Source organism: Saccharopolyspora sp. 7B (assembly GCF_020177435.1).
GTDB classification, from domain to species: domain Bacteria; phylum Actinomycetota; class Actinomycetes; order Mycobacteriales; family Pseudonocardiaceae; genus Saccharopolyspora_C; species Saccharopolyspora_C gregorii.
In genome coordinates, this window is record NZ_JAIUKC010000222.1 from 1 (window position 1) to 12,454 (window position 12,454).

Annotated in this window: 12 protein-coding genes; 3 read left to right on the forward strand and 9 right to left on the reverse strand. The window is 72.8% G+C overall.

All coding sequences use genetic code 11. The annotated features are described in order from the left end of the window. Positions 1 to 138: 138 nt before the first annotated feature. The 7 genes from LCD33_RS27040 to LCD33_RS27070 all read right to left on the reverse strand — a co-directional run bounded on the left by LCD33_RS27040 (position 139) and on the right by LCD33_RS27070 (position 5,927). Complete coding sequence (locus tag LCD33_RS27040; protein WP_224968640.1) at positions 139 to 615, reverse strand: histidine phosphatase family protein; 477 nt, start codon at positions 613 to 615, stop codon at positions 139 to 141. Between the two features lie 123 nt (positions 616 to 738). Next, on the reverse strand, positions 739 to 1,962 hold the full coding sequence (locus tag LCD33_RS27045; protein WP_224978424.1) for a cytochrome P450: 1,224 nt from the start codon (positions 1,960 to 1,962) through the stop codon (positions 739 to 741). Beyond that, positions 1,938 to 3,188: a cytochrome P450 gene (locus tag LCD33_RS27050; protein WP_224961205.1), complete on the reverse strand. Its 1,251-nt coding sequence runs from the start codon at positions 3,186 to 3,188 to the stop codon at positions 1,938 to 1,940. Before LCD33_RS27050 ends, LCD33_RS27045 begins: the two co-directional genes overlap by 25 nt. A 46-nt stretch (positions 3,189 to 3,234) precedes the next feature. Continuing rightward, positions 3,235 to 3,867 (reverse strand): ATP/GTP-binding protein, encoded by a 633-nt coding sequence (locus LCD33_RS27055; RefSeq protein ID WP_224968646.1) that lies wholly within the window; start codon positions 3,865 to 3,867, stop codon positions 3,235 to 3,237. Further along, complete coding sequence (locus LCD33_RS27060; RefSeq protein WP_224961201.1) at positions 3,836 to 4,204, reverse strand: DUF742 domain-containing protein; 369 nt, start codon at positions 4,202 to 4,204, stop codon at positions 3,836 to 3,838. Before LCD33_RS27060 ends, LCD33_RS27055 begins: the two co-directional genes overlap by 32 nt. After that, positions 4,201 to 4,626, reverse strand: coding sequence for a roadblock/LC7 domain-containing protein (locus tag LCD33_RS27065; RefSeq protein ID WP_224961199.1), 426 nt, complete (start codon positions 4,624 to 4,626; stop codon positions 4,201 to 4,203). Before LCD33_RS27065 ends, LCD33_RS27060 begins: the two co-directional genes overlap by 4 nt. Next, positions 4,623 to 5,927, reverse strand: a complete 1,305-nt coding sequence (locus tag LCD33_RS27070; protein WP_224968650.1) for an ATP-binding protein — start codon at positions 5,925 to 5,927, stop codon at positions 4,623 to 4,625. The genes LCD33_RS27065 and LCD33_RS27070 overlap by 4 nt, the downstream gene beginning before the upstream one ends. Before the next feature lie 353 nt (positions 5,928 to 6,280). Here LCD33_RS27070 and LCD33_RS27075 point away from each other — a divergent pair, with 353 nt between their 5' ends. Beyond that, the gene (locus LCD33_RS27075) at positions 6,281 to 7,120 is read left to right on the forward strand and encodes a phosphatase PAP2 family protein (RefSeq protein ID WP_224961195.1); all 840 of its coding nucleotides are present in this window, start codon (positions 6,281 to 6,283) and stop codon (positions 7,118 to 7,120) included. Between the two features lie 25 nt (positions 7,121 to 7,145). Here the strand turns inward: LCD33_RS27075 and LCD33_RS27080 are convergent, their stop codons facing one another. Both LCD33_RS27080 and LCD33_RS27085 read right to left on the reverse strand, forming a co-directional pair. Next, positions 7,146 to 8,117 (reverse strand): TIGR03557 family F420-dependent LLM class oxidoreductase, encoded by a 972-nt coding sequence (locus LCD33_RS27080; protein WP_224961193.1) that lies wholly within the window; start codon positions 8,115 to 8,117, stop codon positions 7,146 to 7,148. A 67-nt stretch (positions 8,118 to 8,184) separates the two neighbouring features. Beyond that, positions 8,185 to 8,754 carry a TetR/AcrR family transcriptional regulator gene (locus LCD33_RS27085; protein ID WP_224961191.1) on the reverse strand — a complete coding sequence of 190 codons (570 nt, stop codon included), beginning with the start codon at positions 8,752 to 8,754 and terminating at the stop codon, positions 8,185 to 8,187. 134 nt (positions 8,755 to 8,888) lie between these two features. On the opposite strand from LCD33_RS27085, the gene LCD33_RS27090 reads away from it, so the two are divergent. Next, positions 8,889 to 10,463 carry a GMC oxidoreductase gene (locus LCD33_RS27090; protein ID WP_224968652.1) on the forward strand — a complete coding sequence of 525 codons (1,575 nt, stop codon included), beginning with the start codon at positions 8,889 to 8,891 and terminating at the stop codon, positions 10,461 to 10,463. Positions 10,464 to 10,691: 228 nt separating this feature from the next. Then, positions 10,692 to 12,425: an ABC transporter ATP-binding protein gene (locus LCD33_RS27095; protein ID WP_224978425.1), complete on the forward strand. Its 1,734-nt coding sequence runs from the start codon at positions 10,692 to 10,694 to the stop codon at positions 12,423 to 12,425. The last annotated feature ends 29 nt before the right edge of the window (positions 12,426 to 12,454 follow it).

The window sequence follows — 12,454 nt, forward strand, 5'->3', positions numbered from 1 at the left end:
GACAGCGTTTTCTCCTGTGGCGGAGCCACCGGTGAAAACGATCCCGCAGCGAGGAGGGCGCTGAGGTTCCGCCACCCCACCCCGAGAGCAGAACGACCCGAGAGCAGAACGACCCGAGAGCAGAACGACCCGAGAGCCTCACCCCCGAGGCTTCGCCGAGTCCTGGAGGGTGGCCCAGCCCGGTTCGACCTGGGACCAGGAACCGGTGCCGGTGAGCACCGCCAGCTCCGTCGTCGCCAGCTGGTGCGGCACGCCGGTCAGCACCGCGACCAGGTCCTCCAGCCCGGGGTTGTGGCCGACCAGCACCGCGGTCGCGGCCTCCTCGGGCACGTCGTTGAGCACCGCGATCAGCTCACCGGCCGTGGCGCCGTAGAGGCGCTTGTCGTGCCGGGTCTCGACCTTGCCGGTCACGGCCGAGATCAGCTGCCAGGTGCGCCGAGCCCGCTTGGCGGGGGAGCAGAGCGCGAAGCCGATGTCGGGCACCCGCTCGGCCAGCCACCTCCCCGCCTCCGGCGCGTCCCGTTCGCCACGTTCCGTGAGCGGGCGTTCGAAGTCCTCGACGTCGTCCGGCCACGCCGACTTCGCGTGCCTGCACACCACCAGAGTGCGTGTCATCGCCACCGTTCCTCATCGTCGTGGCGTCCAGGGTAGTAGGACGGGCGCTGCCGAGGCGTCCGCCGAAACCGGTGCCCGGAGCCGCATTTCCCGCCGGAAGCGGACGGACCGCGCAGGCCGGGCTCAGCCCGCGAGCCGCACCGGCAGCGCCTTCGGGCCGTTGGAGATGAACGACTCGGACGGTTCCAGCGCGTCGGAGCCCACCGCGAGGGCGAGGTCGGGGAACCGGTCGAACAGGGCGGGCAGCGCGATCTGCGCCTCCAGCCGCGCCAGCGCCGCGCCGAGGCAGAAGTGCGGGCCGAAGCCGAACGCCAGGTGGTCCCGCGCCCCGCGCCGGGCGTCGAACACCGCCGGTGCGTCGTAGTGGCCGGGGTCCCGGTTCGCCGCGGCGTAGGAGGCCAGGATCGCGTCGCCCTCGGCGATGACGGTGCCGTCGGCGAGCTCGATGTCGGTGGTGGCGAACCGCAGCGGCACGTTCGCCAGCGCCGGCTGCCAGCGCAGCGTCTCCTCGATCACGTCGTCCCAGCCGATGTCGCCTGCGCGCAACGCGGCGCGCTGCTCGGGATGCGTGGTCAGCGTGACCACGGCCTGGCCGAGCAGGTTCACCGTGGTCTCGTGCCCCGCGCCGATCATGAGGATCAGCGTGTCGGCGAGTTCCCGTTCGCTGAGCCGGTTCTGCTCCTCGTCGCGGGCCGCGAGCAGCCCGCTGGTGAGGTCGTCGCCGGGGTGCTGCCGCTTCGACTCGATGAGGTCGGTGAGGAAGCGGCCCATCTCCTGCGCCGTCGCCGCCGTCTCCTCCGGGGTGGCGGAGGTGCGGAACACCTCGTCGACGATGTGGCGCAGCGTCCCGCGCATCTCGGCGGGCACCCCGAACAGGTCGGTGATGACCGCGATCGGCAGCGGGTAGGTGAAGCCGGTGCGCAGGTCCACCTCGCCGGTCTCCGCGGCCAGCCCGTCCAGCAGCTCGGCGGTGATCTGCTCGATGCGGGGGCGCAGCGCCTGCACCCGGCGCGGCGTGAACGCCTTCGACACGAGGCCGCGCAGCCGGGTGTGCTCCGAGCCGAACGCGGTGAACATGTTGTCCACGCCGACCCAGGAGATCAGCGGCCAGTCCGCCGGGATCTCGCCGCGGATCCACGCGGGCCAGTGCTGCCGCGGGTCCTTCGACACCCGTGGATCGGACAGCAGCCCGCGCAGCTCGCCGTGGTCGGTGATCACCCACGCCGGGACGTCCCCGGGCAGCGCCACCAGCGCGGCCGAGCCGTGCGCGCGCAGCCGGTCGGCTTCCCCGTGCACGTCGGCACCGGCCGGGTCGAGAGCGGCTACCGGGCACTGCGATGCGGGCATCCTGATCCTCCTGTGGTGGGGTCGGCGAGCGAGGACACGGCTGGGAAGCGCACCGGCAGGGCCGTCAGCGCCCGGTGGAAGGGGCCGGGGCGCCACCGCAGCGGTTGCTGATCATCCAGCTCGACTTCGGGAACGTAGTCCAAAAGGGTCTCCAGCGCCACGGTCGCGATCAAGCGCGCGGGCCTGCTCGCGGGGCAGGTGTGCGCGCCCGCGCTGAACGCGAGGTGCGCCCGGTTGCCCGCCGGGATCTGCCCCGACGGGTGCAGCGACGGGTCGGTGTTGATCGCGGCCATCGAGATCACCACCGGCTCGTCGGCGGGCAGCAGCACGCGCCCCAGGTACACCGGGTGCCGCGGGTAGGTGATCGCGTAGTTCGCCAGCGGGGTGAACCGCCACAGCACGTCGTCGAGCGCTTCGTCCAGCGCGACGCTGCCGGTGGCCACCGCGTCGGCCACCCGGTGCTCGGTCAGCAGCAGGTACAGCGCGTTCGCGATCCAGTTGCCCAGCGGTTCCGCGCCCGCGCCCATCGTGATGATCAGCTGGTGCTGCAGCTCGTCGTCGTCGAGGCCGTGCGGGTGCTCGATCATCCGGGTCGTCACGTCGTCGCCGGGGTTCGCGCGCTTGTACCGGACGAGGTCGTTGACGCTCTCCTCCAGGTACCGGTTCGCCAGCTGCGGGTCGGTGCCGTCCCAGAGCGCGGCGATCGCGGCGACCATGGCCTGCGCGATCTCGGCGGGGCAGCCGAACATCTGCTGCAGCACCAGCATCGGCAGCTGCGCCGCGTACTCGCCGAGCAGGTCGGCGTGGCCGCGGCCGGTGAACCCGCCGATCAGCCGGATGGCGCTGGACTGCACGAAGCGCCGCAGCTGGGCCGGTTTCACCGCGGTGAGGCTGTTCTCCACCGGCGGGCGCAGCCGCGCGTGCCGCTCCCCGTCGGCGAACAGCGTGTTCGGCCGCCACGACATCATCGGCAGCACCGGGGTGTCCGGCGGAGCGGTGTCCTGCCAGCGGCGGGAGTCCTTGACGAACACGTGCGGGCTGCGCAGCACCTGCAGCGCAGTCTCGTAGTCCACCACCAGCATCGCGGGCACGTCCGGGGCCAGCGTCACCGGCACGATCGGGCCGCGGGAGCGCAGCCGCGCGTACACCTGGTCCGGGTGCGCGGTGAACTCGTCGCCGTGCAGCGGGATGCGGTCTTGCAGGTCGGGGCCGGGCAGGGCCGTCATGGTCGCTCCGTCGTCGGGGAGGTCGTCGGGGGCTGGGGGAGTGCGGTCACGAGCGCACCGTCGGGTCGGCGGCGTGCCTGCCGGAGGTCGAGGCCAGCAGCACGTGCTCGACCAGGTCGATCAGCACCCGGGTGCAGGAGCCGACGTCCCGCGCGTCGCACACCGCGACCGGCGTGTCCGGCTGCGGGTCGAGCGCTTCGCGCAGGTCCGCCACCGAGTGCAGCGGTGCCGAGTCGAAGGCGTTCACCGCGATCGCGTAGGGCACGCCGAGCTCCTCCACCCGGTCCATCACGTCGAACGAGTCCGCCAGCCGCCGGGTGTCCGCCAGCACCAGCGCGCCCAGCGCGCCGTTCGCCAGCGTCCGCCAGAGGTAGGTGAACCGCTGCTGGCCCGGCGTGCCGAACAGGTACAGCACCAGCTGGTCGTTGAGGGTGCGGCGGCCGAAGTCCAGCGCCACGGTGGTCGTCGTCTTCGCCGGGGTGAGGTGCACGTCGTCGACCGCCTCGCTGGCCGAGGTCAGCGATTCCTCGGTGTGCAGCGGCACGATCTCCGACATGGTGTCGACGAACGTGGTCTTGCCGACCCCGGCCGGGCCGACCACGAGGATCTTGGCCGACCGCCGTACCGTCTCCGCGACGTAGGCCGACTCAGGCGGAGGTGTCCAGGCGGCGGAGTCCATCGAGCACCTCCTGCAGCAGATCCGTGCTGGGCACCGACGCCGGGCGGTTCGCCGAGGCGGGCGTCAGGTAGCCCTCGTCGATCAGGTCGGACACCACCACCAGCGCCACCGTCAGCGGCAGCTCGGTGTGCGCGGCGATCTCGGCGACCGCGAGCGCACCGCCCTGGGCGACCTGCACGATCCGGCGGCGGTCCGGATCGAGCTCGGGCACCCCGCCGGTGGCGGCCGCCCGCACCAGGGCGGCCGGTTCCACCGGTTGCTCCGCCCGGGCCCGGCCCCGGGTGAGCACGTAGGAGCGCACCAGCTCCGATTCCCGGCGGTGCGGTCCGGGGGTCACGAACTCCGCCTGGCGGCGGTGCGCGCAGCCGTGCCCATCTCCTGCCCGAGCCGCTTGGCGGTCATCTGCATCTCGGTCGACACCACGCCGAGGTCGGTGTCGGCGTCGGTCACCAGCACGAGGTAGGACTCCTCGCCGAACGGTTGCAGCAGCTGGTAGCCCTGCGCGTGCTGCACCAGCACCTGCTCGAAACCGCCGGTGGGGTAGCCCAGCGGTTCCATCCCGTGCCGGGCGCAGGCTTGCAGCGGCGAGCTGACCGCCGCCCAGCGCTCGGCGTCGGCCTGGTCGAGGCCGGTGTTCTTGACCAGGAGCATCCCGTCGCCGGACACCGCGATGGCCGCCCGGATGCCGGAGTGCTCGACGAGGTCGTCGAGCACCCAGCTCCGGTCGGGTTTCGGCGCCGTCGGGGCCGTCTCGGTCATGCTCGTGCATCCCTTCTGGAAGTGGACGTGTCCAACGGGTCGTCCCCGTCGTGGTCGGGCGCGGTCTCCGCGTCGTCGTCGGTGGTGCGGGTGGCGCGCTGGAGCCCGCGCAGGCCCTGGGCCGCGTCGGTGGTGCGCCGCTGCGCCCCGTCGGCGATGGGCTGCACCGAGGCGCCCTCCGGCGCGGACAGGTCGCCGGAGCGGGTCATGGTGCGGCGGGGGCGCTTGGGCAGTCCGGCGGCGGTGGTCGTGGCCGGTTCGGCCTGGCGGTGCCGCGGCGCGTCCGGTCCGGCGGCGACCGGTACCGCCGCCGGCTCCGGGGCGCTCGGCCGGATCCCGGGTTCGTCCTGCCCGGCGGAGAGCACCGGCTGCTGCTCCAGCGTGGTCAGCAGGTGGTGCGGCACCAGCAGCACCGCGCGCAGCCCGCCGCGGCTGGAGGCGGCGTCGAGGCGCACCGTGAACCCGTAGTTCGCGGCCAGCACGCTGCACCCGGCGAGCCCGGTGCGCGGCGGGTTGCCCAGCTCGGTCAGCTCGATCTCCGAGTCGCCGCGGGACAGCAGCGCGTTGGCCTGGTTCAGCGAGTCCGGCGGCATGCCGACCCCGCCGTCGTGGATCTCCAGCGAGACGCCGTGGTACTCGGCGGTGATCAGCACGTCCACCGGCGCGGTCGGCGGGGAGGAGCGGGTCGCGTTGTCCAGCAGTTCGGCCAGCGCGGCGCTGAGCGGTTCCACCACGCGCCCCAGCACCGCGGTGGTGGTGTCCCGGGTGGACAGCCGAACCCGCTCGTAGTCGTGGATGCGGGACTGGGCGGCGCCGACGAGCCGGGACATCAGCTGCGGGCTGCGCTGCTGGCCGGGCGGGGATCCGCACAGCACGGTCACCAGCTGGGCGCGCCGCTGCGCCTGCGCCAGCAGGTGGTCGATCGGCAGCAGGTCCTCCAGCACGTCCGAGCCGTGCGTGCGCTGCATGTCGTGCAGCCGCCCGGCCGCGTTGTTGGTCAGCGCGAGGATGCGCCGCATCGTGCCGCCGAGCGCTTCCTGCGCGCCCTGCACGATCTCGCGGCGGAACTGCTCGTCCGGTTGGACGGGCAGCGGTTCCAGTGCGGGGGCGGTGGGCGGTTCCACGGCCGCGGCAGGTGGGGCCTGCGCGGGTTCCGGTGCCGGGAGCGGTTCGAGCGCCGAGAGCTGCTCGATCTCCTTGTGCTGTTGGCGCAACCGAGCGCTCAACAACGCCACCGCGGCTCCCAGCAGCACCACCAGGACCACCAGGCCGCCGAGTATCCACCCTGTCGTTTGTTGCATCGCCGTCCTCACCCATCCCGCGCCACCGCGGGTACCTCGGCCTTGCCAGCCGGCTCGTGGTGCTGCGTGCGGCAGCACCACGGCGCACGCGGGCCACCGTAGCGAATGTTGATCACATTGAGTACAGTTGGCCGGTTCGGCCATGATCAACTTCGGAAATGTGATCGAGCACTGCTCCGGGCGGGTGACCGAGGTCTTGCGCGGAGTGCCCCCGTCTGCTATCGCGTGCCGGATTTCGCCGTCGTGCGCCGCCGAACGAGCGTCCGCGGGGCCGTTCGGGGCATCGGTGCAGGTGTCCGGGTTCCACCGGAGCCGGTACCGGGCCCACGGCGGATCTTCATATGATGTTGGGAATGTCGACACCTGCCGTTCAGCCGTCGTTGGCCGCCGAGCCGAACCCGTACGTGCCCGGCCTGAGCTCCGACCTGTACCGGGGCATCGCGGGCGCGGGCGCGGCGAGCCCCGAGTGGCTGCAGGCGTTCGCCGAGTTCTTCACCGAGGCCGCGATCATCGGCTTCCTCGCGGCCTTCGCCGTGCTGTTCGTCCAGGCGCGCAACGACGAGGACCACGTGATGGCCCGCGCCGTGCTGCCGCCGCTGGGCACCGCGCTCGCCTACCTGGTCAGCGAGGTCGTCAAGTCCTTCATCCAGGAGGACCGGCCGTGCCGCGCGGTCGCGCACGCGCAGTCCATCGCGGCCTGCCCGGAGCTGGGCGACTGGTCGTTCCCCAGCAACCACTCCACGATCGCCGCGGCCGCCGCGATCGGCCTGTTCTGCGCGCGCCGGAGCTGGGGCTGGGCGGCGGTCGTCGTCGGGCTGCTGACCGGGCTGTCCCGGGTGTTCGTCGGCGTGCACTACCCGCACGACGTGTTGGTGGGCCTGCTGCTGGGCGGCGCCGTGGCGGCGCTGCTGCCGATGCTGGCGGAGCGGATCACCCCGCTGGTGGGGCGGCTCCGCGAGACGTCCGCGGGCGAACTGGTGCTCGGTGCCGGGGACGATGGCTGGGACGACTTCGCGGACTACGACGACCGGGACGAGCACGAGCACTTCGACGAGTTCGACGACTTCGACGGCGTCCGCGGCGAGGACCGGGCGCGCGCCGGACGTCCCGCGCCCGTCGCGGACGACGACCGCACCGTCCAGCTCCCCGCCGTCGACGACGCCACCGTCCAGCTCCCCACCGTCCGCCGCTGACCGGCCCCCGGCGGGCCGGCGCGGTTCAGCCCACGAGGCTGCGGAGCCGGGGCAGCAGTTCGCGCCGGGAGAACTCGAAGAACCCGTCCTGGTGCTCGTCCCCGCCGACCTGCACGAGGGCGACGTCGGTGAACCCGGCGTCCCGGAACGACGAGACCGCGTCCACGATCGGCTCGACGTCCGGGCCGCACGGGATGTTCTCGGCCACGTCCTCGGGCCGCACGAACCCGGTCGCCGCGGCGAACCCGGCCGGTCCGGGCAGGTCCGCGTTGACCCGCCAGCCGCCGGCGAACCACCGGAACTGCTCGTGCGCCCGCTCGATCGCCGCGTCCCGGTCGGTGCCCCAGGACACCGGCAGCTGGCCGACCTTCCGGTCGCCGCCACCTGCGGAGTCCCAGCCGCGGCACAGCGCCTCGCTGGGATCGGTCGCGATCATCGCCTCGGCCAGCGGCGCGAACCGGGAGGTGGATCCCGGCCCGGACACGGCGATGCCGATCGGCACCGGCCGCGCAGGCACGTCCCACAACTTCCCGGCGTCGACGCGGAAGTGCTCGCCCGCGTAGTCGACCCGGTCGCCGCCGGAGAGCGCGCGGATGATCTCGACGGCCTCGACGAGCATCTCGTGCCGGACGCCGACCGACGGCCAGCCGCGGCCCACGACGTGCTCGTTGAGGTTCTCCCCGGCGCCGAGTCCGAGCGTGAACCGGTCCTGCGAGAGCAACCCGATCGTCGCGGCCTTCTGCGCCACGATCGCCGGGTGGTAGCGCAGGATCGGCGCGGTCACGTAGGTCATCAGCTCCAGCCGCTCGGTCACCTGGGTGACCGCGCCGAGCACGCTCCACGCGTACGGCGAGTGCGCTTGGGCGTCCAGCCAGGGCGAGTAGTGGTCGCTCATCACCGCGAAGTCGAAACCGGCGTCCTCGGCGAGCGGGGCGTGGCGCACCAGCGCGCGCGGGCCGGACTGCTCGGTCATCAACGTGTATCCGATCCGAACCATGCCGCCCAGGCTGGCAGCAGCCGCGCTTGAACGCGTCCCGGCGGCCCGTGCGGTGCGCGGACGCGGTTCAGCCGGGGCGCGGGCAGAGCCCGTCGAGGGTGACGGCGATCAGCTTGCGCACCGCGTCGTCGGCGCGCGGCAGCTTCGAGGCGAGCGCCCCTTCGACCATCTCCAGCACGAGCACGAGGTCGGCCGGGTCGAGGTCGGTGCGCACTTCGGCCGCGGCCTGCGCGCGGTGGAAGGCAGGGGTGAGCACGGTGACCAGGGCGTCGGCGAAGCGCTGCTGCTCCTGCTCGGGCAGCTGCCGGATGAGGTTGACCAGCGGCCGCCGCACCACCAGGTCGGACAGCACGACGTGCAGCAGCTCGCGGAACGGCCGGTGCTCGCGTTCGGCGCCGTCGACGAGGCGCGCGAGGGCGTCGATGCGGTTCGCCGCGACGGTGGTGGCCAGCGCGTGCCGATCGGAGAAGTGGCGGTAGACGGTGGCGCGGCCGAGCCCGGCGCGGCGCGCGATCTCCTCGATCTGCACCGGTTCGGAGCCTTCGGCGAACGCCTCGTCCGCCGCCCGCAGGATGATCTCGCGGTTGCGGCGGGCGTCGGTGCGCTGCGGGGTCAGCAACGCTCGCCGTTCGCGCACGACGCGTGATGCTACCCGTGCGTAGTGAGAACGTCGACCGGTTTCCGCTCTCGGTTCGGTTCCCTACGCTTCCGAGCCACCCGCGCCCGTGATCAGCGATGACGCGCCGAGTCCCCCACCGCACAGGAGTCCGCATGCCCGAACTGAGCCGACGTTCCGTCCTCAAAGGCGCCGCCGTCGCCACCGGTCTCACCGCGCTCGGCGCGCCGAGCGCCGCCGCGTCGAACCGGGTGCGGCTGACCCGCGAGGAACACCGGGTCGTCGTCATCGGCTCCGGGTTCGGCGGCGGGGTCACCGCGCTGCGCCTCGCCCAGGCCGGGGTGCCGGTGCTGGTGCTGGAACGCGGCGTCCGCTGGCCCACCGGGCCGAACGCGGACACCTTCCCGAGCATCACGCGGCCGGATTCGCGCATCTCCTGGCTGGGGTCCACGCCGTCGCTGTTCGGCCTGGAGCTCGCCCCGTTCGACCGCTTCACCGGGCTGATCGAGCAGGTCCCCGGCCGCGGCATGGACATCATGTGCGCCGCGGGGGTCGGCGGCGGCTCGCTGGTCTACCAGGGCATGACGCTGCAACCGGACGAGGACGTGTTCAACGCGACGCTGCCCGAGCAGCTCGACTACCGGCGGATGGCGCGGGAGCACTACCCGCGGGTGGCGTCGATGCTGCGCCTGGCGACCGCGCCGGACGAGCTGATCGCCAGCGCGACCTACGAGCCGTCCCGCGCGTTCGCCCGCGGCGTCGAGCGCGCCGGGTACCCGCTGTCGAAGATCCCGATGCCGATCGACTGGGACTACGCGCTGCGCGAGCTGACCGGCGAGCTCAAGCCGTCCTACACCAACGGGGACTGCGCGTTCGGCGTGAACAACGGCGGCAAGCACTCCGTCGACGTCACCTACCTCGCCGCCGCCGAAGCCACCGGACGGGTCACCGTCGCACCCCAGCACCACGTCACCGACGTGGCGCAGGCCCCCGACGGGCGCTGGCAGGTGCACGTGGACCGCATCGCCACCGACGGCACCGTGCTGGAGCAGAAGCTCATCACGGCCGGGGCGCTGGTGATGGCGGCGGGCACCGCGAACACCACCAAGCTGCTGATGCGGGCCGCCGCCAAGGGGCAGATCCGCGACCTGCCCGACGGTCTCGGCTCCGGCTGGGGTTCCAACGGGGACCGCATCTACACCTGGACCAGCTTCGCCGAGGACTTCGGCTCGCCCCAGGGCGGTCCCGTCGTCTACGGCAGCCTGGAGTGGGACGACCCGGCGCGGGCCAACACGGTCATCCAGGCGTCGATCCCGCCGATCGCGGACCTGCGCACCACGATGCTCGTCGGCTACGGGGTCAGCGAGGGCCGCGGCGAGTTCGTCTACGACGCGCACAGCGACGACGCGGTGCTGCACTGGCCGCACGACGGCGACGCCGAGCTGGCCCGGCACGTCGACGAGCGGGTCGCCCGCATCGCCGGGGACGGCGCGGTGCGGCTGGACACCACCTCGCTGGTGCCGAACACCTGGCACCCGCTGGGCGGCGCGTCGATGGGCTCGGTCTGCGACCTGGCCGGGCGGGTGCTCGGCAAGCGCGGGTTGTACGTGCTCGACGGCGCGCTGCTGCCCGGCACCAGCGCGGCCTGCAACCCGTCCATGACCATCGCCGCCGTCGCCGAACGCGCCACCGACGAACTCGTCGCCCACGACGTCGGCACGGTGATCTGAGGCGGTCCGCCCGCGGCACCGGACGAGCCGGACCCGGCCGCGGCGGCGGAAGCCGCGATTTCCGCACCGAGCGGGCGAATCCGGCGCCGACCGGTACGGCGCGTGGTGCGAGCGCCACCGGGAGCGATCAGGGCCGCCCGCGTGCCCGGTCCTGTCGTGGTCGCGGTTTAAGCTGGTCGGTGGTCCGCCGCCGATCGCGGCGACCTCCCCGAACCGTTGAGAGATCGCGTGCTGCTCCGATTGCTGCGGGCCCACCTGAGGCCCTACCGGTCGTCGATCGTCCTGCTGGTGCTGCTCCAGCTGGTCCAGACGGTCGCCACCCTCTACCTGCCGACGCTGAACGCCGACATCATCGACCGCGGGGTGCTCACCGGCGACGAGGGCTACATCCTCCGCGTGGGCGCCGTGATGCTCGCGGTGTCGCTGCTGCAACTGGTCTGCTCGATCGCCGCGGTCGGGTTCGCCGCGCGCATCGCGATGTCGCTGGGCGGGGACCTGCGGGCCTCCGTGTTCGACCGCGTGCAGTCCTTCTCCGGTCGCGAGGTGGGCCGGTTCGGCGCCCCGTCGCTGATCACCCGCACCACCAACGACGTGCAGCAGATCCAGATGCTGGTGCTGATGACCTGCGCGATGATGATCACCGCGCCGATCATGTGCGTGGGCGGGATCCTGCTGGCGCTCAACCAGGACGTGGCGCTGTCCGGGCTGCTGCTGGTGATCGTGCCGGTGCTCGGCGCGTTCATCGGCGTGCTGGTATCCCGGCTGCGCCCGGTGTTCCGCGAGATGCAGCAGCGCATCGACACCGTCAACCGCGTGCTGCGCGAGCAGATCAACGGCCTGCAGGTGATCCGCGCGTTCGGCAAGGACGTGCACGAGCAGCGCCGCTTCGGCGCCGCGAACGCCGAGCTCACCGGCAGCGCCCTGCGCGTCGGGAACCTGATGGCGCTGATGTTCCCGACCGTGCTGGTCGTGGTGAACGTCTCCAGCGTCGCGGTCACCTGGTTCGGCGCCGGCCGCATCGACGACGGCAGCATGCAGGTCGGGGCGCTGGTGGCGTTTCTGGCCTACCTGATGCAGATCCTCATGTCGGTGATGATGGCGACGTTCATGTTCATGATGATCCCGCGCGCCGAGGTGTGCGCCGAACGCATCCAGGAAGTCCTCGGCACCGAGACCACCGTGCGCCTGCCGGAGCGGCCCGTCCGCGAGCTCACCGGGCACGGCGAGCTGGAGCTGCGCGACGTCGGCTTCCGCTACCCGGGCGCGGAACGGCCGGTGCTGCAGGGCATCACCTTCGAAGCAGGGCCGGGCGAGACCACCGCGATCATCGGCAGCACCGGCAGCGGCAAGAGCACGCTGATCAACCTGATCCCGCGGCTGTCCGACGCCACCGGCGGCGCCATCCGCATCGACGGGGTGGACGTGCGGGAGATCGACCCGGACCTGCTGACCCACACCGTTTCCTACGTGCCGCAACGGCCCTACCTGTTCTCCGGCACCATCGCGAGCAACCTGCGCCACGGCGACCCGGACGCCACCGACGAGGAGCTGTGGCACGCGCTGGAGGTCGCCGCGGCCGCCGACTTCGTGCGCGAGCTGCCCGGCGGCCTCGACGCCGAGCTGTCCCAGGGCGGCGGCAACGTCTCCGGCGGCCAGCGGCAGCGGCTCGCGATCGCCCGGGCCCTGGTGCGGCGTCCCGAGATCTACCTGTTCGACGACTCGTTCTCCGCGCTCGACTACGCCACCGACGCCGAAGTCCGCGCCGCGCTGCGCCGCGACACCGCCGACGCGACCGTCGTCATCGTCGCCCAGCGGGTCAGCACCATCCGCGACGCCGACCGCATCCTCGTGCTCGACGCGGGCGAACTCGTCGGCGTCGGCACCCACCCGGAACTGATGCGCGACAACGAGACCTACCGGGAGATCGTCCTGTCCCAGCTCACCGAACAGGAAGCGGCATGAGCGCCCCCACCCGCGCCCCCGGGCGGGCC

Coding starts and splice junctions, on each gene's coding strand:
- LCD33_RS27040 (WP_224968640.1), bottom strand. CDS start 615: ATGACACGCACTCTGGTGGTGTGCAGGCACGCGAAGTCGGCGTGGCCG.
- LCD33_RS27045 (WP_224978424.1), bottom strand. CDS start 1,962: ATGCCCGCATCGCAGTGCCCGGTAGCCGCTCTCGACCCGGCCGGTGCC.
- LCD33_RS27050 (WP_224961205.1), bottom strand. CDS start 3,188: ATGACGGCCCTGCCCGGCCCCGACCTGCAAGACCGCATCCCGCTGCAC.
- LCD33_RS27055 (WP_224968646.1), bottom strand. CDS start 3,867: ATGGACTCCGCCGCCTGGACACCTCCGCCTGAGTCGGCCTACGTCGCG.
- LCD33_RS27065 (WP_224961199.1), bottom strand. CDS start 4,626: ATGACCGAGACGGCCCCGACGGCGCCGAAACCCGACCGGAGCTGGGTG.
- LCD33_RS27070 (WP_224968650.1), bottom strand. CDS start 5,927: ATGCAACAAACGACAGGGTGGATACTCGGCGGCCTGGTGGTCCTGGTG.
- LCD33_RS27075 (WP_224961195.1), top strand. CDS start 6,281: ATGTCGACACCTGCCGTTCAGCCGTCGTTGGCCGCCGAGCCGAACCCG.
- LCD33_RS27080 (WP_224961193.1), bottom strand. CDS start 8,117: ATGGTTCGGATCGGATACACGTTGATGACCGAGCAGTCCGGCCCGCGC.
- LCD33_RS27090 (WP_224968652.1), top strand. CDS start 8,889: ATGCCCGAACTGAGCCGACGTTCCGTCCTCAAAGGCGCCGCCGTCGCC.